A 23,259-nucleotide genomic window follows, 5' to 3' on the forward strand; every position below is an offset into this window, starting at 1 on the left:
CCAGCGGGGAGCTCACCCGGTGTTGCGCAGACCCGACGCGATCCCGTTGACGGTGAGGAGCAGGGCGCGGCGCAGCGAGGGCTCGACCGGCTCGCCGGCCGCGGTGGCCTCGCGGACCCGGCGCAGCAGCGAGACCTGCAGGAACTGCAGGGGCAAGAGGTAGACGTCACGGACCCGCAGGGTGCGGGCCAGCTCCGGCTGCCCGCCCAGCAGCTCACGATGGCCGGTCAGGCGCAGCACCTCCTCGACGGTCCGCGCGTGCTCCTCCTCGATCACGTCGAGGAGCCCGCGCAGCGGGTCCGGAACGAGTTGCGAGACGTACTGGCGGGCCACCCCCAGGTCGGTCTTGGACAGCGTCATCTCGACGTTGGACACGAAGTTGCGGAAGAAGTGCCACTCCTGGTGCATCTCCCGCAGCGCATCGGCGTGACCGGCCCCGCGGGCGGCCGCGAGGCCGGTCCCGACCCCGAACCAGCCCGGCACGATCTGGCGCGACTGGGTCCAGCCGAAGACCCACGGGATCGCGCGCAGACCCTCGAGGCCGGCCCTCGCGTCGGGGCGTCGGGCGGGCCGTGACCCGAGGTGCAGCTCGCCGAGGACGTCCACCGGGGTGCTCGCGAAGAAGTACGCCGGCAGGTCGGGGGCGTCGACCAGCCCGCGGTACGCGCCCTGCGCCGCGCCGGACACCTGGTCCATGACCGCGTCCCACCGCAGCAGCGCCGCCGGGGACTGCCGCGGCGCCTGGTGGAGCACGGTCGACTCCAGGACCGCGGCCATGGTCAGCTCGAGGTTCTCCCGGGCCAGCGCGGGCAGCAGGTACTTGTCCGAGATCACCTCGCCCTGCTCGGTCACCTTGATCGCCCCGTCCAGCACGCCCCAGGGCTGGGCGAGGATCGCGTCGTACGTCGGCCCGCCGCCGCGGCCGACCGTGCCGCCTCGGCCGTGGAACAGCCGCAGGCGGACCCCGTGGCGAAGCGCCACGTCGCGCAGCCGGCGCTGCGCCAGGTGGATCTCCCACTGCGAGGTGGTGATGCCGGCGTCCTTGTTGGAGTCGGAGTAGCCGAGCATGACCTCCTGCACGTCGCCGCGCAGCGACACCAGCCGCCGGTAGGACGGGTCGTCCAGCAGCCGCTCGAGGATCGCGCCGGCCTCGCGCAGCTCGTCCACGGTCTCCAGCAGCGGCACGAAGCCGATGCGCGCGACCCCGGCCGGCAGGTCCACGAGGCCCGCCTCCTTGGCGAGGACCACCGCGGCGAGGACGTCGTCGGCGCCGCGCGTCATCGAGACGATCGAGGACTCGCACACGCCGGGGCCGTAGCGGTCGAGCGCGTCACGGACGGAGACGTACATCTCCCACGTCCGCATCCCCGCCGGGTCCAGCGGCGGCGGCGTGGGAGCCAGGGGGCGGGCCGAGGCCAGCTCGTTCGCCAGCAGGCGGGTGCGGTAGTCACGAGGCATGTCCTCGTAGCGCCAGCCGTGCTCGCCCAGGCGGTCCACCAGCTGTCCGACCGCCTGGTGGAGCACGGCGGCGTGCTCGCGGACGTCGAGGGTGGCGAGGACCAGGCCGACGGCGGACGCGACGCGGACGGCGTGGTCGAGGATCCCATGGGCCGCCAGCGCGCCGCGGTGCGACAGCAGCGAGTCGCGCAGGACCGACAGGTCCCCGAGCAGCTGCGCCGAGCTCGCGTAGTCGCGGCCGGGCTCGTGCGGGCGCGCCTCGCGCACCCGGACGAGGGTGTTCTGCAGCTTGCGGCGCACACACGTGAGCTTGAGCCGGTACGGCTCCTCGGCGTTGAGGCGCAGGTAGCGCGCGTCGAGGTCGGGCAATGCCGCGAGGTCGGTGGCGAGAGAGTCCAGGAGCTGCGGCGAGGCCCCGGCGATGCGCTCGCTGACGCTGAGGTCCTCGAGCAGCCGACCGAGGACGGCCTGCAGCACGCGGACGGCGTGCTCGTGCTGCAGGGCCAGCACGTCCTCGGTGACGTGGGCGTCGACGAAGGGGTTGCCGTCCCGGTCGCCGCCGATCCAGTTGCCGAACGAGAACGGCCGGGACTCCGGCGAGAGCTCCACGCCCAGGTCGGCCAGCACTCGCGCGAGCTCGTCGAGGACGTCGCCGAGCGGGCCGCGCGACAGCTCGTCGAGGTAGTAGACCGCGTTGCGGGCCTCGTCCTGCACCTCTGGGCGCTCACGGCGCAGCTCGTCGGTCTGCCAGAGCAGGTCGACGACCTCGGCGATGCGCCGCTCGACGGCCGGGGTCGCCGGCTCCTCGAGCAGGTCGGCCACGCGGCGCAGCTTGAGCAGCACCGACCGGCGGGCCGCCTCGGTGGGATGCGCGGTGAACACCGGCCGAGCCGCCAGCCGGTCGGCGGCATGCTGCAGTCCCTCGTGAGCCAGCGCACCGGACTCCAGGGCGGCGGCGATGTGCTGGCCCACCTGCGCGAGCCGGCCGCCGTCGATCTCGCGGGCGACCGACAAGGCCCGGGCCCGGTGCACCTGCTCGGTGATGTTCGCGAGGTGGAAGTACGTCGAGAACGCGCGGGACAGCCGGATCGCCGTCCCCAGGTCGACGGCCTCCAGCAGGTCGGCGGCTGACCCGGGGTCGACGCGCACGAGCCGGCGTACCTCCTCGACGGTGTCGAGCAGATCGGGGCCCTCCTGGCGGACCAGGGCCTCGCCGAGGTGGTCGCCCAGGCGACGGATGTCGGCGCGCAGGCTGTCATGCATGTCCGCGCTGGCCTCAGACCGCAGGTCCACGAGGGGTGATCCTCCCAGACCGGCGCCGCCACCCCGGACGTCGCCGCCGGGAGGGCCAGTGGCAGGGTGAGCCCCATGCGGCTCGACCACGTCTCGTACGCGACGCACGCGACCCACCTGGCCGACGAGGTCCAGCGCATCGGGTCGCGTCTGCAGCGCCCGTTCGTGGACGGCGGGATCCACCCGCGTTTCGGGACGCGCAACTTCGTGCTCCCGCTCGGCGGTCGCAACTACGTCGAGGTGGTGGCCGCGCTCGACCATCCGGCCGCCGAGCAGGCGCCCTTCGGCCAGGCCGTCCACGAGCGCGCCGAGCAGGGTGGCGGCTGGCTGGGCTGGGTCGTCGCCGTCGACGACCTCGCGCCGTTCGAGACCCGGGTGGGTCGCGCGTCCGTCGAGGGCCACCGGGTACGCCCTGACGGGCACGACCTGTGCTGGCGCCAGCTCGGCGTCAACGACCTGCGTGCGGAGCCGTACCTGCCCTTCTTCATCCATTGGGAGGGCGACCCAGACGACCACCCGGGAGCCGGCGGGGCCGACGTGCCACGGCTGCACTCGCTGTGCCTGGCCGGGGACGTCGAGCGGACCGCCGCCTGGCTTGGTGCCGACCCGGCGCATCTGCTCGACGGGATCGGCCTGGAGTGGGCCACCGACACCCAGCCCGGCCTGGTGTCGGTCACCTTCGACACCGCGTGCGGTCTGGTGACCATCGACTGAGCCGGGCCGAACCACAGGCACGATCGATCCGACATCCGACGAAGCCCTGGCCGACGAGGTCCGCGGGCCACCTGGGAGGACACCGCAATGTCGCACGAGGTCAGGGGCGTCGTCGCCCGCGCCGTCAAGCAGCCGGCCAGCCTGGAGACGATCCTCGTCCCTGACCCCGGCCCCGGCGAGGCCCTCGTGCGGGTCCAGGCCTGCGGCGTGTGCCACACCGACCTGCACTACCGCGAGGGCGGCATCAACGACGAGTTCCCCTTCCTGCTCGGCCACGAGGCCGCCGGCGTCGTCGAGGCGACCGGCCCGGACGTCACCGACGTGGTCCCAGGTGACTTCGTCGTCCTCAACTGGCGGGCCGTGTGCGGCACCTGCCGGTCCTGCCGGCGCGGGCGCCCGTGGTACTGCTTCTCGACGCACAACGCCCAGCAGAGGATGACGCTCGCGGACGGGACCCCCCTGTCCCCCGCCCTCGGCATCGGCGCGTTCGCGGAGAAGACGCTGGTGGCCGCGGGCCAGTGCACGAAAGTCGATCCCGCCGCTCGCCCCGAGGTCGCCGGGCTGCTCGGATGCGGGGTCATGGCCGGCCTCGGCGCGGCGATGAACACCGGCGGTGTCGGGCGCGGGGACACCGTGGCGGTGTTCGGCTGCGGCGGCGTGGGCGACGCGGCGATCGCGGGCGCCCGCCTCGCCGGCGCGCGCACCATCGTCGCGGTCGACGTCGACGACCGGAAGCTGGGGTGGGCCAAGGAGTTCGGTGCCACGCACACGGTCAACGCCCGCGCCGAGGACCCGGTCGCCGCCGTCAAGGCGGCCACCGACGGCTTCGGTGCCGACGTGACCATCGACGCCGTCGGCCACCCGGAGGTCTTCCAGCAGGCCTACGACGCCCGCGACCTGGCCGGGACAACGGTACTGGTGGGCGTCCCGAACCCGACGATGACGTGGACCACCCCTCTGATCGACATCTTCGGGCGCGGGGGCGCGATCAAGTCCTCCTGGTACGGCGACTGCCTGCCCAGCCGCGACTTCCCGATGCTCGTCGACCTGCACCTGCAGGGCCGGCTGCCGCTGGAGCGCTTCGTGAGCGAGACGATCGCCCTGGACGGCGTGGAGGAGGCCTTCCACAAGATGGAGCGCGGCGAGGTGCTGCGCTCGGTGGTTCTGTTCTGACCTGACGACCGGCCGGGACCGCGCGGAAGGGACTCGAGAATGGCCGAGCCTCGCCGCCTGCTGGTCGTCGTCGCGCACCCCGACGACGAGACCTTCGGCACCGGCTCGATCATCGCGCACCACGCCCGCCAGGGGATCGAGGTCACGGTCTGCTGCGCGACCCGCGGGGAGGCCGGTGAGGCGCCGGACTGGCTCCCGGGGGAGGCGGACCTGGGCGAGGTGCGGGAGGGTGAGCTGCGCCGGGCGGCGGCGACGCTCGGCGCTGCCGACGTGGTCGTGCTGGGCTTCGGCGACTCCGGCATGACCGGGCCAGCCGCCGACACCACGCTGGCGGGAGCCCCCTTCGACTCGGTGGTCGCGGCAGTGCGGGACGTGGTGGACCGGGTCGACCCCGGCGTGGTGGTCACGTTGGATCCGGTGGACACCGACGGGCATCGCGACCACGCCCGGATCGGCCAGGCGAGCATCGAGGCGTGCGCCGGCCGGGCGGGGATCGCGGTCTACGCATGGACGGTCGCCCGCCCGGTGCTCGCCCGATGGTTCGAGGAGCTCGAACTGCTCCGCCCGGAGACCGAGCACCTCGACCTCGACCGGGAGGGCTTCGGCCGACCCGAGCAGGACATCACGACCGTCGTGGACACCTCCGACGTGCTCGACGTACGCCTGCGGGCCAGTGCGCAGCACCGCAGCCAGACCCCACCGTTCGACGGGATGTCCGAGGACCTCCGGACGCTGTTCCTGACCCGCGACACCCTCGTGCGGATCTGGCCGCCGTGGAGCGGAGGTCAGGTCGAGGATCGGCTCAGCTGGCCGTGACGCCTGCCCGCTTCACTCCGAACGCTCGGCTCCCGTCGGTTCGACGGTGTCGTGCAGGTGCTGGCGTACCCCGCGGTCGGGACGGGCGATGAAGAAGTACAGCGCCCCGACGACCGCGATGACGAACATGACGCTCAACGTGATCCAGTCGAGGTTGAAGTAGCCGCGTGGACTGGACAGCCCGGACGGGATCACGACGTTGAGCAGCATGAGGGCGAGATAGACCGCCGCGATGACGCACACCGTCCAGCCCCACCGGCCGAGCCGGAAGGAGCCCTCCGGTATCCATCCCCTCGCCCTGGCGACGATCGCCGCTATCACCGTCATCAGGAACGACAGATAGATGCCGCTGACGCCGAAGGACACCAGCGCCACCAACGCGTTGACGTTCGCCGGATAGGTGATGAAGCCGAACTTGACGTTGTGGTTCGGCGAGGCGAACACGAGCAGGATGAACAGGACGGTCACGAACGCGCCGGCGACGAGCGCGTTGACCGGGGTCCGGAAGCGCTGGTTCACCTTGGCGATCCAGCCGGCCGCCGGCAGGGCGCCGTCACGGGCGTAGGAGAACGCCAGCCGGCTCCCCGCTCCCTGGACCGAGGTCCCACAGGAGAAGAACGCGAAGATGATGACCAGCAGCAGGACGTCCTGCAGCCAGCTGGGCAGCTGTCCGAGGATGAAGGGGATACCCCCGGCGGCGACGGTCTTCTTCACCGGGTCGGCTCCCCCGGGCATGGCGAGCAGGAGCGCCGCGGTGAGGATGAACGACGCGACGCCACCCCAGATCAGGGCCCACCGCATCGCCTTCGGGACCTGGCGACCCGCGTCCTTGGTCTCCTCGGAGATGTCCCCGGCGGACTCGAAGCCGTAGAAGATGTAGACGGGCGCCAGGATGGCGATGAGGGCCGCGGCCAGCCAGCTGCCGTTGAAGTTCAGGCTCAGCGGGTTGCTCGCCACGTGCTGCACGTTCTGGGTCGAGAACAGGAACCCCGCTCCGTGGTGGAAGCCGTTGATGGCCAGGATCAGCGCGATGCCGAGCGTCCCCACGATCTCGACGTACACCCCGAACTGCGCGACCCGGCCCATGACGCGCGCTCCGGTGATGTTGAGCACCGTCTGGATGAGCAGTAGACCGATCGTGATCAGCAGGATGGTGACGTGGTTTGTCGGGTCCCAGCTCCACCCGAACCAGTTGTGCGCCAGCGAGGTCACGTAGCCGACCACGCCGGTGTCCACCGACGCCACCGTGATGAGCAGGGCGATGCCGTAGAACCAGCCGACGAACCAGCCGTAGCCGGGACCGACCGAGAACTTGCTGTACTGGTAGAGCGCGCCCGCCACCGGGTAGTGGCTGGCGAGCTCGCCGAAGACCAGGGCCACGAAGAGCATCCCGATGACCGGGATCCAGGTGAGCCACACGTAGGCCGGACCGCCGGTCCCCACGCCCAGCACGAACAGGGAGTAGATGCCGACCATCGGCGACAGGTAGGTGAAGGCCACCGAGAAGTTGGCGAACAGCCCGAGGACCCGCTTGAGCTGGGGCTGGTAGCCCAGGCTGGCCAGGCGCTCGTCGTCGGACATCGTCGACGGCATCGTGGACTCGGCCATGGCGTCCTCCCGAGCGCGCTCCGTTGCGCCGATGACGTCTTGTACCACCGTGAGCGCCCTTGGTGAAAGAGCGACACGCCTGCCCCGGCCGAGGGCCGGCGAGGGCGCCCAGGGCGAGCTCAGGAGGACGAGCTGCGGCGCCAGAGGTCGATGCCACCGTCGACGGCGTACCGGTCGATCTCCTCCAGCTCCTCGGCACTGAACGCGGGTCCGTCCAGGGCCCCGAGGCTGTCGTCGAGCTGGGCGACGCTGCTGGCGCCCACCAGGGTGGAGGTCACACGCGGGTCGCGCAGGGTCCAGGCGAGCGCCATCTGCGCCAGGGACTGGCCCCGGCGCCGGGCCATCTCGTCGAGGGCGCGCACGTGGGTCATGTTCTGATCGGTCAGCAGGTCGGTCGACAAGGACGTGCCCCGCGCCGCCCGGGAGTCCGGCGGCACCCCGTTGAGGTAGCGGTCGGTGAGCATGCCCTGCGCGAGCGGCGAGAAGGTGATGCAGCCGGCACCGACCTGCTCGAGGGCGTCGAGGAGCCCGCCCTCGATCCACCGATTGAGCAAGGAGTACGACGGCTGGTGGATGAGCAACGGGGTCCCCATGGCGCCCAGGATCCGCGCGGCCTCGAGCGTGCGCTCGGCCGAGTACGACGAGATGCCCACATAGAGCGCCTTGCCCTGCTGCACCGCCGAGTGCAGGGCTCCCATCGTCTCCTCGAGCGGGGTGTCCGGATCGACGCGGTGGCTGTAGAAGATGTCGACGTAGTCCACGCCCATCCTCCGCAGCGACTGGTCGAGCGAGGCGAGCAGGTACTTGCGCGACCCCCACTCCCCGTAGGGGCCGGGCCACATGTCGTAGCCCGCCTTCGTCGACAGCACGAGCTCGTCGCGGTACGGCGTGAAGTCGGCTCGGAAGTGCTCGCCGAAGTTGCGCTCCGCCGCGCCGTACGGCGGCCCGTAGTTGTTCGCCAGGTCGAAGTGCGTGACCCCTCGGTCGAACGCGCGGCGCAGGATCGCGCGCTGGTCCTCCAGCGGCTTGTCGTCGCCGAAGTTGTGCCACAGCCCCAGCGAGATCGCCGGCAGCTGCAACCCCCACCGCCCGCACCGGCGGTAGGTCATCGTGTCGTAGCGGGTCTCCGAGGGGACGTAGGGCGGTGGGATCACGCTCAGCGGGCCTCGACCGGGACGTAGTCGCGTGCAGGCTCACCGACGTAGACCTGGCGCGGGCGGCCGATCTTGGTGCTCGGGTCCTCGATCATCTCCCGCCACTGGGCGATCCAGCCCGGGAGGCGGCCCAGCGCGAACAGGACGGTGAACATCTTGAGCGGGAAGCCCATCGCCTTGTAGATGAGGCCGGTGTAGAAGTCCACGTTCGGATAGAGCTTGCGGGAGATGAAGTACTCGTCGTGGAGTGCGACCTCCTCGAGCCGCAGCGCGATGTGGAGGAGCGGGTCGTCGATGCCGCGGGCGGCGAGCACCTCGTGGGCAGCCTGCTTGATGATCGTCGCGCGCGGGTCGTAGTTGCGATAGACGGGGTGCCCGAACCCCATGAGGAGCACTCCTGGCTCCTTGTCCTTCACGCGCTTCACGAAGGCCGACACGTCACCGCCCTGCGCCTGGATGGAGTACAGCATCTCCATCACCGCCTGGTTCGCCCCGCCGTGCAGCGGCCCGAAGAGGGCGTTCACTCCCGCCGACACCGACGCGAACAGGTTCGCGTGGCTGGACCCGACCAGGCGCACGGTCGACGTGGAGCAGTTCTGCTCGTGGTCGGCGTGGAGCACGAAGAGCATGTCGAGCGTCCTGGCCACGAGGGGGTCGACGACGAACTCCTCCGCGGGAACGCCGAAGGTCAGGCGGAGGAAGTTCTCGACGTAGCCGAGGGAGTTGTCGGGGTACAGGAACGGCTGCCCGATGGCCTTCTTGTAGGCGTACGCGGCGATCGTGGGCACCTTGGCGAGCAGACGGACCGTCGAGATCTCGACCTGCTCGCGGTCGAAGGGGTCGAGGCTGTCCTGGTAGAACGCCGACAGCGCGCTCACCGCGGAGGACAGCACCGCCATCGGGTGGGCGTCGCGGGGGAATCCGTCGAAGAACCACTTGAGGTCCTCGTGCAGCAGAGTGTGCCGGCCGACCTGGGTCTCGAAGTCCGAGAGCTGGGAGGCCGAGGGCAGCGAGCCGTAGATGAGCAGGTACGCCACCTCGATGAACGACGCCTTGCCCGCGAGCTGCTCGATCGGGTAGCCGCGATAGCGCAGGATCCCCGCGTCGCCGTCGATGTAGGTGATCGCCGACGCGCACGAGGCGGTGTTCTTGAACCCGGAGTCCAGCGTGACGTGACCGGTGGTCGTGAGCAGCTTGCCGATGTCCAGCCCGGGCGGGCCCTCGGTGGCCGCGACGACGTCGAGGGGCAGGTGACCCTCCGGGTAGCTGAGGCTGAAGTCGGACATGAAGGCCCTCCTGCGTCTGGTCACGGGGATCCGCCCGTCGTGGCCCATCCTGTCAGGCCCGCTCGGCCCGGGGGCGCTCGGGCTACTGCCCAGTAGTCTCGGGGCGGTCGCTCTTCCGGCCCCTCCTGGCGAGCGCGGGAGGCGGCTGGTAGGCAGGGGGCGTGGAGGGCGACGGCAACGGCTGGGTGTCCTGCGCGCTGGGTCACCGGCACTGGGGGTTGCACGGCGCCGCCGGCCTGCTGCTGTACGCCGTCGACGACCGTGGCACCCCTCAGGTGCTCATGCAGCACCGCGCGGCCTGGACCAACGAGGGCGACACGTGGGGCGTGCCCGGCGGAGCCAGGGACAGCCACGAGGACGCGCCGGCCGCGGCTCTGCGCGAGGCCGCGGAGGAGGCGGGCATCCCCTCCTCGGGAGTCCGGGTGCGCGAGGTCAGCCGTGACGAGCACGGCGGGTGGGCGTACGAGACGGTGCTCGCCGACACGCCCGTGCCCCTGCCGACGGTGGCCAACCAGGAGAGCGAGGCGCTCGCCTGGGTGCCGATGGCCGAGGTGGAGGGGCTTCGGCTGCACCCGGGTTTCGCCGGGACGTGGTCACGCCATCGGGCGGAGCCGCTGGCCCTGGTCGTCGACGCGGCCAACGTGGTCGGGTCCCGCCCGGACGGGTGGTGGCGCGACCGGGAGGGGGCGGCCCGGCGGCTGCGGGAGTCGCTGGAGCCGTGGCGGGCGCGGCTGGTCCGCGACCCCGACGGCGCCCTGCGAGTCGTGGCCTCGGTGCTGCTCGTGGTGGAGGGGCGGGCTCGTCCCGTCTCCGAGGACCCGGGCTGGGTGGACGTCGTCGCGGCGCCGGGCACCGGGGACGACGCCATCGTCGACGCGACCGAGGGGCAGCCCAGCGGGCGGGTGCTGCTCGTGACCGCCGACCGCGGCCTGCGCGCGCGCGTCGGCACGGCCGTCACGGGGCCGACGTGGCTGCTCGACCGACTGCCCACCCCGTGACCCCTCGGCCGACGGCGCCGCCCGTGAAGGTGCTGCGCGCGCTCGCTCTCGCCGGACCGGTGCTCTTCACCCTGGACTGGATCCTGCTCGGCTGGTCCCATCCCGGCTACCACTTCCGCCGCGAGACGATCAGCGCCCTGTCGGCGCACAACGCGACCGGATGGCCCACCATGGCGGCCGGTCAGGTGGTCCTCGCCGCGAGCTTCGTCGCGGTGGCCGTGGCCGGTCTGCGTGCTCTTGGCCGACGCGGGGCCCCCACCGCAGCGCTGCTGGTCCTGGCGGCACTGGGGACGATCCAGGCCACCGTGTTCCGCACCATCTGCACGACCACGAACGCCGCCTGGTGCACGCCGCTGCCGGGCACGGCGTACCCGCACCAGCAGTGGGCCCACGGCATCGGCACCGGTATCGCCTTCGCCAGCCTGCTTCTGGCGTGCCTCGCGTGCGCTGTGGCCACCTGGGGGGTCGACGGGCTGCGTGACCTCGCCGTGGTCTGCCTCGTCGCGCTGGGCATCGCCCTGCCGTCGGTGGTCTGGTTCCTGCGCAACGTCGACACGACCTGGCACGGTCTGTCGGAGAAGCTGTTCCTGACCTCGCTGGCGTCGTTCGTGGCCTTCGCAGGGTGGCGGCTGACCTCGATCCCCGCCGGCCGTGAGCCTCAGGAGGAGACGTAGCGCTCGATCGGCCACATCGTGGCGCCGTTGGGTCCGCGCACACTGAGCACGCTCCCGTCGGGGGCGAAGGTGTAGCGCAGGGGTTCGCCCACCGAGCCGTACCCGGGGCCGGTGGTGATCCGCAGGGTGACGTCGTCCTCGACGGCGAGCTCGAAGCAGCCCTCGGTCGGGTCCGACGCCGTCGGGTCGAGCATGAGCAGGGCCCCGTCGAGGCAGACCACGTCGGTGACCCCCCAGAGGTCGGCGAACCGACCGGCGAACCGCGACCGGTCGGTCTCCGGAGCGCCGGTCTGGCGCGCCGCGAGGTCGATCAGCTTCACGACGCCGAACGCCAGCTCCTCGGCGGGGCCGTCGACCGCGCTGGTGAGCACCGAGACGGCCAGGCGGTCGTCGGGGTCGAGCAGCGAGCGGGTGATCTGGCCGGGGAAGCCGCCACCGTGCCCGACCATGCGTCGCTCACCGACCTGGTCGACGCCGAACCCGAGGCCGTACCAGCTCGTGGGGAGCCCCTCGACCTGCCACCACGCATGTTGGAGGAGACGCTTGGAGGCGTCGCTCACCAGCCGCTCGTCCCCGGGGCAGTGCGCCTCGAGGTAGCGGCACAGGTCCTCGGCCGTGCTGTAGAAGCCGGTGGCGGCGGCCATCGCGCGCGTGTCCACCGGGTCGATCGGGCGGCGCTGAGGTCCGGTCGCGAGCGTGCCGTAGCCGGTGACGTACTCCCCCGAGCGCGCCGGGTCGAGCTCGGGCCCGGTCCGGCTCAGGCCGAGCCGGGCGACGATCTCCGTGCTGACGTAGTCGTGGTAGCTGCGTCCGGTGACCGCCTCGATGACCTCACCGAGCAGCGAGTAGGTGATGTTGGAGTACTTGAACCGCTCGTTGCGGGGACGGATCGCCGCCCGGGTCGACGCGATCTCGTGCAGGGTCTCCCGGTCGGGGAACGGCCGCATGAGCTGCCAGTGGTCCGCGTCCTCGCCGTCGCGGATCACCCCGCCGGAATGGCTGAGCATCTCGCGGATCGTGACGTCGCCGACCGGCGGCTCGAGCCAGTCGAGGTGCCGGCTCACCGGGTCGTCGAGGCGCAGCGCCCCGGCCTCCACCAGCTGCAGGACGGCGGTGGCCGTGAAGGTCTTGGAGTGGGAGGCGACGCGGAACAGGTGCTCGGGCGTCAGCGGTACGTCGTTCTCGACGTCGGCGTGCCCGTGCGCCGAGGAGTGCACGAGCTCACCATCGTGGCGCACCGCGGCCTGCACGCCGGGGATGCGCAGGTAGGTCTGGCGGTAGGCGAGCCAGGAGCCGGCGTACGCCGTCGCGTCGCGGACGGCCTGGGGTCGCAGCTGGGGAGCGGGCACGCCCATGTCTAGCGTGCGCGGCGCCCGCTCGGCCAGACCTCGCCTAACCTCGGTGGCATGTGCCGAAACATCACCGAGCTGCGTGGTCTGGAGCCTCCCGCGACCGCCGAGGAGGTCGAGGCCGCGGCGAGGCAGTACGTCCGCAAGGTCAGCGGCCTGACCCGGCCGAACCCGGCCGTCCAGGACGCGTTCGACGCGGCCGTCGCGGCAGTGGCCGCCGCCACGACCGACCTGCTCGACCGGCTGCCGGCCCGCCGGCAGCCACCGGCGACGGTGCCGCCGCTGCGCCGCCCGGAGGTCCGGGCCCGCATGGAGGCGCGAGCCGGGAGCTGACGACGCCTCAGCCGCGCAGGCCGTACCAGGGCTCGCGCGCCAGCTCGACCTCGAGGATCTCGCGATCCTCGGCGTCCGCGAGTGCGGCGGTGAGCTCGACCGCGCGAGCGCGGTGCTCGGACCCGCCCTGTGGGTCGCCGGTGGCCGCGAGCGCGCGGGCGAGCGCCTCGTGAGCGAACGGCGGGTCCCACTCCTCCATCTGTCCTGGCTCGGCCTCGACGATCTCAAGGCATCGGCGGGCGTGGTGCAGTGACAGCTCGGGCAGGCCGACCGCGAGAGCGGCCCGCGCCACGAGGTGCTCGCCCCGGGCCTGGTTGGCGGCATTGCCGACCTCCATCCAGTGCCGCAGCGACGCGTAGGCGCCGGACAGCGCCCGGTCGCGCTGCTCGCGCGGGCTCTCCGGCGAGAGCCCCGCGTCGATGAGGGTCCAGACCTCGTTGTTGAACTGCATGCCGAAGCGCCGATGGAGAGCGGCGTCGTCGGGCGCCTCGCTCGCGCCAGGAGTGTCCGCGGCCACGGCGTCGCTCACCAGTCCTGGTCCGTCGGGCGGATCAGGACCTCGTTCACCGCGACGTGGTCGGGCGCGGTGACGGCGTAGAGGATGGCGTGCGCGATGTCCTCGGCCTGCAGCTGGCGGATGCTCGCGGCCCGGGCCCGGATGCCCTCCTTCGCCGCCGGTTGCGTGACGTGCTCGCGCAGCTCGGTGTCCACCATGCCCGGCTCGATGAGCACGACGCGTACGCCCTGCTTGGTGACCTCCTGGCGAAGCGCCTCGCTGAAGGCGTTGACCGCCCACTTCGAGGCGCTGTAGGCGCCGTTGCCGGTCCGCGCGATACGCCCGGCGACCGACGAGAGCTGGATCAGCGATCCCCGGCTCTCCAGCAGGTGCGGCAGTGCCGCGTGGGTGACGTACATGAGCCCGAGGACGTTGGTGTTGACCATCCGGCGCCAGTCCTCGGTGTCCGCGCCGACGATCTGGCCCAGCAGCATGACGCCGGCGTTGTTCACGACCACGTCGAGACGGCCGAAGGTCTCGACGGTGTCGGCGACGGCGGCGCGTACGGCGTCCTCGTCGGTGACGTCCAGCTCGAGCGCCAGCGCCTTCACCCCACGCCCGGCGAGGTCGGCCTCGAGCTCGGCGAGCCGGTCGACGCGGCGCGCCGCCACGGCCACGGACGCGCCCGCCTCGGCCAGCGCGACCGCGGTGGCCCGGCCGATCCCCGAGGACGCGCCGGTGACGAACGCGACCTTGCCCTCCAACGGACCTGGCATGGCGAACCTCCTCGGCCCCGAGCATAGGCAGCGGGCCTGTCAGCCCGGGAGGACCCGGCGCCAGGTCCCGGCGCGAGCGGGCACGCGGGAGAAGTCGTAGCGGGTGCCGTCCGCCCCGAGCGCGAGCAGGGTCACCGAGGAGGAGCCGTACGTCCTCCCGTCGAACTCGCGGCGCACCAGCAGATCGCCGTCGGCAGCGCTCGGCTCACCCTCCAGGGCCGCCGTCCAGGCGCCCCATGCCTCGCTCGTGGTGCCCCGCAGGAGCGAGCCCTCGTCGGGCGAGGGCGTTGCCGCGAGCAGCGCGCGGCCCGTCCGGACCACCGGTGAGTCGACGTCGACCCCGGCGTTGACGAGCACGTGGTCGCCCGCCGGCAGGCCTCGGTGGGTGAGCGCGTCGCCGTCCCAGCTCCAGACCTCGGCGTCGGCGAGACCCACGCGCAGCAGGTGGAAGGAGTCGTAGGCGGAAACGTCGGACGGCACGCCACGGCCGGACAGCAGGTCGACCACGAGGCCGCCTCGCGACGGCCGGTCCTCGCGCTCGGGCAGCCGCGGGCCGTTGAGCAGGCCCGCCGCGACCGGTGTCTCCCGGGACACGGCCAGCCAGGTCCCTCCCGCGACGCGATCCCGACCGCCCACCAGCCCCGGCCAGTACGGCCCCGGCGGGTCCCACGGCCGGCCGAGGAACTCGTCGCGTACGGCGGCCAGCAGGACCGGCCACGCCGCCCGGGGGTCGAAGCGGAGCAGCACGGTGCACACGGCAGGACAGGCTAGGCGCGATGATGGCCGCACCGACGACGGGAGGCTGGGGTGAGCGAGGAGGTCAGGGTCGCGCTGTTCGGTTATGGGCTGGCCGGCCGGTACTTCCACGCGCCGCTGATCCGGCTCGTGGACGGCCTACGCGTCACCACGGTGGTCACCCGCGACGCCGGTCGGTCCGCCGCGGCGCGCGAGGACGACCCGGACGTCGCCGTCGTGGCCGACCCCGGCGCCGTGTGGGCCCGCGCCGGCGAGCACGACCTCGTCGTCGTCGCGTCGGCGAACCGCACACACGTCACCCTCGCCCGAGCCGCCCTGGCGGCCGGCCTGCCGGTGGTCGTCGACAAGCCGCTGTGCCGCACGCCTGAGGAGGCCGCTGCCCTGCAGCGCGAGGCGGCCGGACGCCTGACGGTGTTCCAGAACCGGCGCTGGGACGGCGACTTCCTCGCGCTGCGCGCGGCGGTGGAGGCCGGCCGGATCGGCACCGTGCACCGCTTCGAGTCGCGCTTCGAGCGCTGGCGGGTGGAGCCCAAGGGGTACTGGCGGGAGTCCGGTGACCCCGAGGACCTGGGGGGCCTGCTCTACGACCTGGGCAGCCACCTCGCCGACCAGGCCCTGCTCCTGCTCGGGCCGGTCGCCGAGGTCCGTGCGGAGGTGCGCCGTGTCCGGCCGTGGGCCGCGGTGGACGACGACGCCTTCGTCGCGCTGCGCCATGAGTCGGGAGCCGTCTCGCACCTGTGGATGTCCTCGGTGGCCGCCGAGCAGGGACCGCGCTTCCGGGTCCTCGGCACCGCGGGCGCCTGGGTCAGCGAGGGGCTGGACGGCCAGGAGGACGCGCTGCGCGCGGGGCGAAGCCCGTACGACGTACCGCCCCGGCACGCCCGCCTGCTCGCCGCCGCCGACGGCGACGACCTCGCCGAGTCCTCGGTCGACGTGACCGGCGGCGACTGGCCGGCGTTCTATCGCGGGGTGCCGGCCTGGGTGCGCGGCGAGGCGCCGGCCCCGGTGGCCCTGGACGACGTCGTGGCGACGCTTCGGATCCTGCGCAGCGCGGCTGAGCAGGCCGGATGAGGCTGGTCTTCTCCGCGCTCGCGGCGGCGGCCCTGCTCGGTCTCCTCGCCTCGCCGGCCGACGCCGTGACGACCGCGGCCGCCCGTACGCCGACCGCGCACGCCGTCATCCGCAAGGTCGGGCCCACCGAGTGGTCACTCATCCGCCGGACGGGGACGTGGCGGCCCGGCTGCCCGGGAAGGCGTACCACGTTTCGGCGCGTCGAGGTCGACTACCACGGCTTCGACGGGAAGGTGCATCGCGGCGCGCTGGTCGTCAACCGTGACGTGGCGGTGTCGGTCGCGCGGATCATGACCCGGCTCTTCGACGACGGCTTCCCGATCCACCGGATGCAGCCGATCGAGACCTACGGCGGCGACGACGACGCGAGCATGCGGGCGGACAACACCTCGGCGATGAACTGCCGGAAGCCGGCTCAGGCCAACGCGCCCGCCAGGGACTCCCCCCACGCCAACGGACGGGCGATCGACATCAACCCCTGGGAGAATCCCTGGGTGGACCCCCGCTGCGGCTGCTTCCGTCCGGACCGGAAGTACGGGCACCTGCGGCACGGCCGGGGGGTCGTCACGGCCACCGTGGTGGACGTGTTCTCGGCACGGGGCTGGATCTGGCGAGGTCGGGGCAGCAGCCCCGATCTCCAGCACTTCGACACCGGCTACCCTTCGCGGCCACCGCGACACTGACGTCGAGCGGTCTCGAGGACGAGCGGAGGAGCGGGATGCACTACCGGCGGCTGGGGCACTCGGGACTGACCGTGTCGGTCGTCGGGCTGGGCTGCAACAACCTCGGCGGCCGCCTGGACCGGGCGGCGACGGCCGGCGTCGTGGGCGCGGCGCTGGACTGCGGCATCACGCTGTTCGACACCGCCGACATCTACGGGGTCCCGCACGGCGCCTCGGAGGAGGAGCTCGGCAAGGCGCTGCGGGCCCACCGCGACGAGGTCGTCCTCGCCACGAAGTTCGGCATGGACATGGAGGGCGCGAACGGCCCCGACTTCGGGGCGAGGGGGGCGCGGCGGTACGTGCTGCGCGCCGTGGAGGCGTCGTTGCGGAGGCTGCGTACGGACCACGTCGACCTCCTGCAGATGCACGAGCCGGACCCGGCGACCCCGATCGAGGAGACCCTCGGCGCGCTCGACGACCTGGTCCACGACGGCAAGGTCCGCTACGTCGGGAGCTCGAACTTCGCCGCCTGGCAGGTGGTCGAGGCCGAGTGGGTCTCGCGGGTCGACGGGGTGACGCGCTTCGTCAGCGCCCAGAACCGCTACTCGCTGCTCGAGCGCGGCATCGAGGCGGAGCTCGTACCGGCCTGCGAGGAGTACGGCATCGGGATCATCCCCTTCTATCCGCTGGAGAGCGGCCTGCTGTCCGGCAAGTACCGGCGTGGCGAGGAGCCGCCCCAGGGCAGCCGGCTGGCAAGGGACCGCTTCGTGGGTCGGCTGGCCGAGGCGCCCTGGGACGTCATCGAGGCGCTGCAGGACTTCGCGGACAAGCGCGGCCTCGGCCTGATCGACGTCGCGATCGGCGGGCTCGTGGCCCAGCCCGGGGTCGCCTCCGCGATCGTCGGGGCGATGACCCCCGAGCAGGTGCGGGCCAACGCCCGGGCGGCCGAGTGGGAGCCCGACCCCAGCGACCTCGCGACCCTGGACGAGCTCACGACCCGGACCTAGTTCCGCCCGCTCTCGAGGTGTCAGACGTTTCCGCGTGGGGACGCCCGAAACGCCTGACACCTCGCCAGGACCGCGTCACTGCAGGGTGAAGGCGACCGTCACGGTGACCGTCACGTCCTGGGAACCGGTCGCAATGGGCAGCGACGTCGCCGACGCCGCGGCCGAGGCGGCGGGGAACGTGCCGTCGTAGACCGGCCGGGGCTCGGAGCCCACCGTCTCCGTGATGGTCACGACCGGGCCGAGGCTGCGACCGGCCAGGTGGGCGTACTGGTCCGCCTTCGTCTTCGCCGCGTCGAAGGCGTTGGTCCGCGCCGCGGTGACCAGCGAGCTGTCGTCGCCGAGGTCGAGGGAGACGTCGTCGAGGGACACGGCGGAGCCGCCGGCCTTCACCGCGGCACCGATCGTGTCGCTGGCCTTGGCGATGGAGCGCAGCACCGCGGTGACGCTCTCGCTCATCACATAGCGGCGCACCAGCGGCCCGTGGGCGACGAGACGGACCTGCTCGGAGTACAGCGAGACGTCGCTGGTCTGCAGGTCCTTGGCGGCGACACCGTGGGCACGCAGGGACGCCTGCACCTTGGCCATGTCGGTGTTCGCTCCGTCGACGGCCCCTCCGACCGAAGCGGCCGTGACCTGGACCGAGAACGACGTGCGCAACGTGTCGGGTGTGCCGGTGGCCGTGCCCGTGGCGCTGACCGTCACGAGGTCGGAACGGTCGGAGGCGGACGGGGTCGCGAGAGCGGCAGGGCCGGTGGCGTACGCCGTCCCGGAGGTGCGCGACGTGCCGAGCACGTACGCGACGACGAGCGCGATGACGAGGGCCGCGCCGAGCAGGACCCGGCGGCCGGTGCGAGTGAGCGTCATGCCGCTCGGACGCCGCCGACCGGGGCACGGTTCCCTCAGACGTCCTCGACGAGCGCCTCGAACGCCTCCAGCGCCTCGACGAGCTTCGCGCGGGCCTCGGGCTCGAGGCGGTCGAAGCGCTCCAGCAGGGCCGAGGCACGCATCCGCCGGACCTGGTCGACCAGCCGGCGACCGTCCTCGGTGGCCTCGGCGAAGGACGAGCGCCGGTCCGCCGGGTCGACGCTGCGACTGATGAGGCCGCCCTCCTCAAGGCCGGCGACGATCCGCGACAGCGTCGCCGGGGTCACGCCCTCCCGCGCCGCGAGGTCGCCGAGCCGGATGGGCCCGACGTCGACGACGGTGGCCAGGGCCGACATCGTGCCGGGCCCGACCGGAGCCACGACGGCCCGACGGCTCCACCGAACCAGACGGCTGACCGCCTGGTAGAGCCGCTCAGCGGCGGCGACCTCGGCGGCGGGGCGAGCCTGCTCGCTCGTCGGCGTCACCGCGCCACCTCCTCGTGGACGTAGCGGTCGCCGGCGAACGCCGACGCCACCGCTCCGATGACCATCATGGCGGCTGCGACGCCGAAGACGACGACCAGTCCGTCATGGAACGGGCCGGCGATGAGGTGCGGGAAGTACTCCGTGCCCGTGAGCGTGGCGCGCTGCGCGTCGCTGACCCGGTCCAGCGCTCCCGACGGGCCGAGCAGGGTGCCGAGCGGGTTGTAGCCGAGGAACGTGGCGAACAGGCTGCCGACCGGCGGCAGGTGGCCGACCTGCTCCGCGGTCGCGGCGTCGATGCCCTGCGCGCGCAGCCCGTCGGTCAGCGCCGTCGGCAACGACGACGCGATCCCGATCACCATCAGCGAGAAGAACAGCCCGATCGAGACCGCCGAGCCGCTGTTGAAGAAGGTGCCCCGCATGCCGGCGGCGGACCCGCGCTGGGCGGCCGGCACGCTGTTCATCACCGTCGTCGCGTTCGGCGAGGAGAACAGGCCCGAGCCGACGCCGCACAGCGCCACCAGGAACGCGAACACCGGATAGCTGAAGTCGGTCGGGATCAGCACCAGGCCGACGAACGAGGCCGCCACGACCAGCAGCCCGCCCACCGTGAACGGCCGCGCGCCCACCCGGTCGGAGAGCCATCCCGAGACCGGCCCGGCGACGAGGAAGCCGACGGTGAGCGGCAGGAGGTAGATGCCCGCCCACAGGGGCGTCCTTGCGTAGTCGTAGCCGTGCAGCGGCAGCCAGATGCCTTGCAGCCAGATGATGAGCATGAACTGCAGCCCGCCGCGGCCCGTCGCGGCCAGGAAGCCGGCGAGGTTGCCGAGGCTGAACGCGCGGATGCGGAACAGGTCCATGTGGAACATCGGGTCGGCCACCCGCGTCTCGACGACGCAGAACGCGACAAGCAGGGCGGCGCCGCCGAGCAGCCCGGCGAGCACCCAGGGGTTGGTCCACCCCATCGGGTGCCCGCCGTAGGGCTGGATGCCGTACGTCAGCGCGGAGAGGAACACCCCCAGTCCCACCGCGAAGAGCACGTTGCCGGGTACGTCGAGGCGGCCGGGACGGCGTACCCCGTTGTCGTGCAGGGAGTAGTAGGACCAGATGGTGCCCACCACGCCCACCGGGACGCTGACCCAGAACACCGCCCGCCAGTCCCAGGCCGCGAGCACCCCGCCGACGACCAGTCCGAGGAAGGACCCGGCGATGGCCGCCACCTGGTTGACGCCCATGGCCAGCCCGCGCTGGTCGGCGGGGAAGGCGTCGGTGAGGATCGCCGTCGAGTTAGCGAACAGCATCGCCGCACCCACCGCCTGCACGACCCGCCACAGGATCAGCCACATCGCGCCCGACCCGGCGTGCCACGGGTCGAAGGACAGCGCGATCGAGGCCAGGGCGAAGACGACGAAGCCGAGGTTGTACGTGCGCACGCGCCCGTACAGGTCCCCGAGGCGGCCGAAGGAGACGACGAGGACCGCGCTCACCAGCAGGAAGCCCATGATCATCCAGAGCAGGTACCCGACGTTGCCAGGCGCCAGCGGGTCCAGGCCGATGCCCCGGAAGATGGCGGGGAGGCTGATCAGCACGATCGAGGAGTTGATCGTGACGATGAGCATGCCGAGGGTGGTGTTCGACAGCGCCACCCACTTGTAGTGCGGGTGCGAGGAGTCGAAGAGCCCGATCTCGCGCTCGCTCTCCTCCGGCTGGGGGGCGAGGATCTCGGTCTCGGTCACCGGCACAGGATGCCGCAGATAGTTGTTCTACGCAAACGAACTACGGGCGAGGCGCACATCCGGCGAGACGGACCGCCGGCGAGACGAACAACCGGGTGCAACGCACTACCGGGTGAAACGCACTACCGGGTGAAGCGGACGTCGACCTCCTCGACGCACGGCGTGACGCGGCCGCCGAGGACGACCGCGCCGATCCGCAGCCGGACGGAGGTGTCGGTGCCGTTCCAGAACACCGGCTCGGCAGCGGACAGCCGATACGTGCGGCCGCCGGCGTCGACGAGCTCGGCGCGGAAGTCCACCACGGCCGGCGCCGCCCACACCTCGACCGGCAGCCGCAGGACGGCCACGGCGGCATCGGGTCCGCTGGTCTCCGCCGGTCTCGACGCACTCCACTGCCCGGGCGAGCGGCCCGCCCGGACCCGCACGAGGACGAGGGCGAGACCCGAACAGGGGGCGACCGACCAGCGCAGGGACAGGGCGGCGCTGGGCTGGTCGGCCGAGGCGGTGCCCGGACCGGCGGTCAGCCGCGTCCAGGTGCGGCGGGTCGCGCCGGCGAGCACGGTGGCGGTGGACATCGCGGGTCTCCTGCGGATCGAGGGCGGCTGTGCACAGAGCGGTTCCCCGTCCGGGTGATACCTCTTGGATGCTCAGGTCTCCTGCGCGCTCACGCCTCCTGGGTGCTCAGGCCTACTGGGTGCTCAGGCGCAGCCGGTCCTTCACGGCGGCGACCAGTGCCGCGTCCCCGCCGATCGTGACCGCGGAGTCGGGCAGGCGGCCCCAGCCCCAGAGCAGCACGTCGGAGCCGGCGCCCGCGATCGTGGCCGCGGCGACCGGCCCGTCGAAGGCTTCGCCGGCCAGGCCCGCCACGGTCGCGCCGGTCGGCGTGAGCTCCACCCGCCAGCGCCGCTCGCCCACCACCAGGTCGAGCGGGAGGCCAACCCCGGCCTGCGGGTCCACGCCCGCCCAGTCCTCCTCCGAGGCATCGCTCCAGTCCCAGGACAGGTTGATCCCGAGCAGCTCGTCGATGCCGTCGAGGGCGAGCTCGGGGTCGACCGGCGACGCCCAGCCGGCGGCGCTCTGCACGTCGACCCGGTGCACGGCGGTCTCGTGCGCCATCCGCCGGCACCAGAAGCCCACGGTCTGGTCCGGCGGCCACCAGGTCGGCGCGTGGGCGTCCTCGGGGTGCGCGCCCAGCTCGGTCAGCAGCTCACCGGCCCACCGCCGCAGCGTTGCCACCGGGTCGGCCACGTCACCGGGAGCGGGCCACCCGATCGGTGGCCAGTCCGGTTCGGGAGCCTTGCCCAGCCGCACGCAGGTGATCTTGTGCTGGTACACCTCGGCCGTGTGCAGCAGCGCGTCCCGCACGGTCCAGCCCGGGCAGGTCGGCACCGCAAGGTCGAGGTCGATGACCGATGCGGTGTCGGCCATCAGCGCCGCGTCGACCTCGACGAGGTCCAGGTAGCGCCGCTGGGTGAGGGAATACCGCCGGGGCGCGTCGCCGCTGTCAGACGTACCGGCCGTGGACGTCTCGCTCATGGCTGTCGAGTCTGCACCGTCCTCGCCCGTCGGGGTACGGGCACCGGAGTGGGAGGATGGGATGGTGCTCGACCCGCAGAGCCTGGTCGCCGTCGAGCCGGACCTGCCGGCGCTCGGCTCGCCAGTGCTCGTCCAGGCCCTCGACGGGTTCATCGACGCGGGGTCCGGGCGCCGGCTGGCGCGCCAGCAGCTGGTCGCGGGTTCGGCCCAGGTCAGCGTGGTCGCCCGCTTCGACGTCGACCAGCTGCTCGACTACCGCGCGCGCCGTCCGGTCATGACCTTCGAGACCGACCACTGGACCGCCTACGACGCCCCGGAGCTCGTCGTCCTGCGGCTGACCGACGCCGCGGGCACGCCGTACCTGCTGCTGCAGGGCCCGGAACCGGACTATCAGTGGGAGCGGTTCATCGCGGCGGTGCGCGGCATCGTCGAGCGCTTCGGAGTACGGCTGACCGTCGGCCTCAACGCGATCCCGATGGCGGTCCCCCACACGCGCCCGATCGGCCTGACCGCGCACGGGACGCGGCAGGACCTGCTCGGCGAGCACACGCCGTGGCTGCGCACGGTGCTGGTCCCCGGCGCCGTGGGCAACCTCCTGGAGTACCGCCTGGGGCAGGCCGGCCACGACGCGGTGGGCTTCGCGGTGCACGTACCGCACTACGTGGCGCAGCTGGAGTACCCGGCCGCCGCCGTCGCCCTCCTCGACGCCGTCTCCCGGGCCAGCGGGCTGGTCGTGCCGACGTCGGACCTACGGGAGGCGGCAGCGCGTACCGAGGCGGACATCGCCGCCCAGGTCGCCGCCTCCCCCGAGGTGGCCGAGGTCGTGCGAGCTGTGGAGGCCCAGTACGACTCGTTCCTGGCCGAGCAGTCCTTCGGCATGGCCGACGCGGGGCAGCTCCCGACCGCCGACGAGCTCGGCGCGGAGCTCGAGCGCTACCTCGCCTCCCGCCGCGGCGAGGACCCACCGCTCGCCTGACCTCGTCCCGCCTCGCGGACGAGCTGTTCGGCGTTGGGCGG

23 protein-coding genes are annotated in these 23,259 nt (G+C 72.7%); 10 read left to right on the forward strand and 13 right to left on the reverse strand.

Going from position 1 to position 23,259, the window contains the following annotated elements:
* Positions 1–12 precede the first annotated feature (12 nt).
* On the reverse strand, positions 13–2,721 hold the full coding sequence (gene ppc / locus VMI11_16030; protein HTY73909.1) for a phosphoenolpyruvate carboxylase: 2,709 nt from the start codon (positions 2,719–2,721) through the stop codon (positions 13–15).
* A gap of 105 nt (positions 2,722–2,826) precedes the next feature.
* Here ppc and VMI11_16035 point away from each other — a divergent pair, with 105 nt between their 5' ends.
* The 3 genes from VMI11_16035 to VMI11_16045 all read left to right on the forward strand — a co-directional run bounded on the left by VMI11_16035 (position 2,827) and on the right by VMI11_16045 (position 5,454).
* Positions 2,827–3,465, forward strand: coding sequence for a VOC family protein (locus tag VMI11_16035; protein HTY73910.1), 639 nt, complete (start codon positions 2,827–2,829; stop codon positions 3,463–3,465).
* 87 nt (positions 3,466–3,552) lie between these two features.
* Positions 3,553–4,638: an S-(hydroxymethyl)mycothiol dehydrogenase gene (locus tag VMI11_16040; GenBank protein ID HTY73911.1), complete on the forward strand. Its 1,086-nt coding sequence runs from the start codon at positions 3,553–3,555 to the stop codon at positions 4,636–4,638.
* Positions 4,639–4,677: 39 nt separating this feature from the next.
* Entirely contained in the window at positions 4,678–5,454 is a 777-nt protein-coding gene (locus VMI11_16045) for a PIG-L deacetylase family protein (protein ID HTY73912.1), read from the forward strand.
* A 12-nt stretch (positions 5,455–5,466) separates the two neighbouring features.
* On the opposite strand, the gene VMI11_16050 is transcribed toward VMI11_16045, so the two are convergent.
* From VMI11_16050 to VMI11_16060, 3 genes are all read right to left on the reverse strand, one after another.
* Positions 5,467–7,062 carry an APC family permease gene (locus VMI11_16050; protein ID HTY73913.1) on the reverse strand — a complete coding sequence of 532 codons (1,596 nt, stop codon included), beginning with the start codon at positions 7,060–7,062 and terminating at the stop codon, positions 5,467–5,469.
* 119 nt (positions 7,063–7,181) lie between these two features.
* Positions 7,182–8,216 (reverse strand): L-glyceraldehyde 3-phosphate reductase, encoded by a 1,035-nt coding sequence (gene mgrA / locus VMI11_16055; GenBank protein ID HTY73914.1) that lies wholly within the window; start codon positions 8,214–8,216, stop codon positions 7,182–7,184.
* A gap of 2 nt (positions 8,217–8,218) precedes the next feature.
* Entirely contained in the window at positions 8,219–9,502 is a 1,284-nt protein-coding gene (locus tag VMI11_16060; GenBank protein ID HTY73915.1) for a citrate synthase, read from the reverse strand.
* 161 nt (positions 9,503–9,663) lie between these two features.
* On the opposite strand from VMI11_16060, the gene VMI11_16065 reads away from it, so the two are divergent.
* On the forward strand, positions 9,664–10,500 hold the full coding sequence (locus VMI11_16065; GenBank protein HTY73916.1) for an NUDIX domain-containing protein: 837 nt from the start codon (positions 9,664–9,666) through the stop codon (positions 10,498–10,500).
* A gap of 23 nt (positions 10,501–10,523) precedes the next feature.
* Positions 10,524–11,174 carry a DUF998 domain-containing protein gene (locus VMI11_16070; protein HTY73917.1) on the forward strand — a complete coding sequence of 217 codons (651 nt, stop codon included), beginning with the start codon at positions 10,524–10,526 and terminating at the stop codon, positions 11,172–11,174.
* Here the strand turns inward: VMI11_16070 and VMI11_16075 are convergent.
* Complete coding sequence (locus VMI11_16075; GenBank protein ID HTY73918.1) at positions 11,159–12,529, reverse strand: serine hydrolase domain-containing protein; 1,371 nt, start codon at positions 12,527–12,529, stop codon at positions 11,159–11,161. The genes VMI11_16070 and VMI11_16075 overlap by 16 nt on opposite strands.
* Before the next feature lie 51 nt (positions 12,530–12,580).
* Here VMI11_16075 and VMI11_16080 point away from each other — a divergent pair, with 51 nt between their 5' ends.
* Entirely contained in the window at positions 12,581–12,856 is a 276-nt protein-coding gene (locus VMI11_16080; protein ID HTY73919.1) for a DUF2277 family protein, read from the forward strand.
* Between the two features lie 7 nt (positions 12,857–12,863).
* Here the strand turns inward: VMI11_16080 and VMI11_16085 are convergent, their stop codons facing one another.
* From VMI11_16085 to VMI11_16095, 3 genes are read right to left on the reverse strand one after another with little or no spacing between them, the layout of a single operon-like run.
* A complete protein-coding gene (locus VMI11_16085; GenBank protein ID HTY73920.1) occupies positions 12,864–13,385 on the reverse strand; it encodes a hypothetical protein in 522 nt (173 codons plus the stop codon).
* On the reverse strand, positions 13,382–14,128 hold the full coding sequence (locus VMI11_16090; protein ID HTY73921.1) for an SDR family NAD(P)-dependent oxidoreductase: 747 nt from the start codon (positions 14,126–14,128) through the stop codon (positions 13,382–13,384). Before VMI11_16090 ends, VMI11_16085 begins: the two co-directional genes overlap by 4 nt.
* 39 nt (positions 14,129–14,167) lie before the next feature.
* Positions 14,168–14,884 carry an NRDE family protein gene (locus tag VMI11_16095; protein HTY73922.1) on the reverse strand — a complete coding sequence of 239 codons (717 nt, stop codon included), beginning with the start codon at positions 14,882–14,884 and terminating at the stop codon, positions 14,168–14,170.
* Positions 14,885–14,935: 51 nt separating this feature from the next.
* Here VMI11_16095 and VMI11_16100 point away from each other — a divergent pair, with 51 nt between their 5' ends.
* The 3 genes from VMI11_16100 to VMI11_16110 are packed head-to-tail and all read left to right on the forward strand — an operon-like array spanning position 14,936 to position 17,624.
* A complete protein-coding gene (locus VMI11_16100; GenBank protein HTY73923.1) occupies positions 14,936–15,955 on the forward strand; it encodes a Gfo/Idh/MocA family oxidoreductase in 1,020 nt (339 codons plus the stop codon).
* Entirely contained in the window at positions 15,952–16,638 is a 687-nt protein-coding gene (locus VMI11_16105) for a M15 family metallopeptidase (protein ID HTY73924.1), read from the forward strand. Before VMI11_16100 ends, VMI11_16105 begins: the two co-directional genes overlap by 4 nt.
* Before the next feature lie 35 nt (positions 16,639–16,673).
* Entirely contained in the window at positions 16,674–17,624 is a 951-nt protein-coding gene (locus VMI11_16110; GenBank protein ID HTY73925.1) for an aldo/keto reductase, read from the forward strand.
* 75 nt (positions 17,625–17,699) lie between these two features.
* On the opposite strand, the gene VMI11_16115 is transcribed toward VMI11_16110, so the two are convergent.
* From VMI11_16115 to VMI11_16135, 5 genes are all read right to left on the reverse strand, one after another.
* Positions 17,700–18,488, reverse strand: coding sequence for an SIMPL domain-containing protein (locus tag VMI11_16115; protein HTY73926.1), 789 nt, complete (start codon positions 18,486–18,488; stop codon positions 17,700–17,702).
* A 35-nt stretch (positions 18,489–18,523) separates the two neighbouring features.
* On the reverse strand, positions 18,524–18,973 hold the full coding sequence (locus VMI11_16120; GenBank protein HTY73927.1) for a MarR family transcriptional regulator: 450 nt from the start codon (positions 18,971–18,973) through the stop codon (positions 18,524–18,526).
* Entirely contained in the window at positions 18,970–20,589 is a 1,620-nt protein-coding gene (locus VMI11_16125; GenBank protein ID HTY73928.1) for an MFS transporter, read from the reverse strand. The genes VMI11_16120 and VMI11_16125 overlap by 4 nt, the downstream gene beginning before the upstream one ends.
* A 239-nt stretch (positions 20,590–20,828) precedes the next feature.
* Complete coding sequence (locus VMI11_16130) at positions 20,829–21,281, reverse strand: hypothetical protein (GenBank protein ID HTY73929.1); 453 nt, start codon at positions 21,279–21,281, stop codon at positions 20,829–20,831.
* A gap of 112 nt (positions 21,282–21,393) precedes the next feature.
* Positions 21,394–22,242: a maleylpyruvate isomerase family mycothiol-dependent enzyme gene (locus tag VMI11_16135; protein HTY73930.1), complete on the reverse strand. Its 849-nt coding sequence runs from the start codon at positions 22,240–22,242 to the stop codon at positions 21,394–21,396.
* 64 nt (positions 22,243–22,306) lie between these two features.
* Here VMI11_16135 and VMI11_16140 point away from each other — a divergent pair, with 64 nt between their 5' ends.
* Positions 22,307–23,218 carry a PAC2 family protein gene (locus tag VMI11_16140; protein HTY73931.1) on the forward strand — a complete coding sequence of 304 codons (912 nt, stop codon included), beginning with the start codon at positions 22,307–22,309 and terminating at the stop codon, positions 23,216–23,218.
* The last annotated feature ends 41 nt before the right edge of the window (positions 23,219–23,259 follow it).

The sequence above is a fragment of the Actinomycetes bacterium genome, assembly GCA_035506535.1.
Taxonomy (GTDB): domain Bacteria; phylum Actinomycetota; class Actinomycetes; order DATJPE01; family DATJPE01; genus DATJPE01.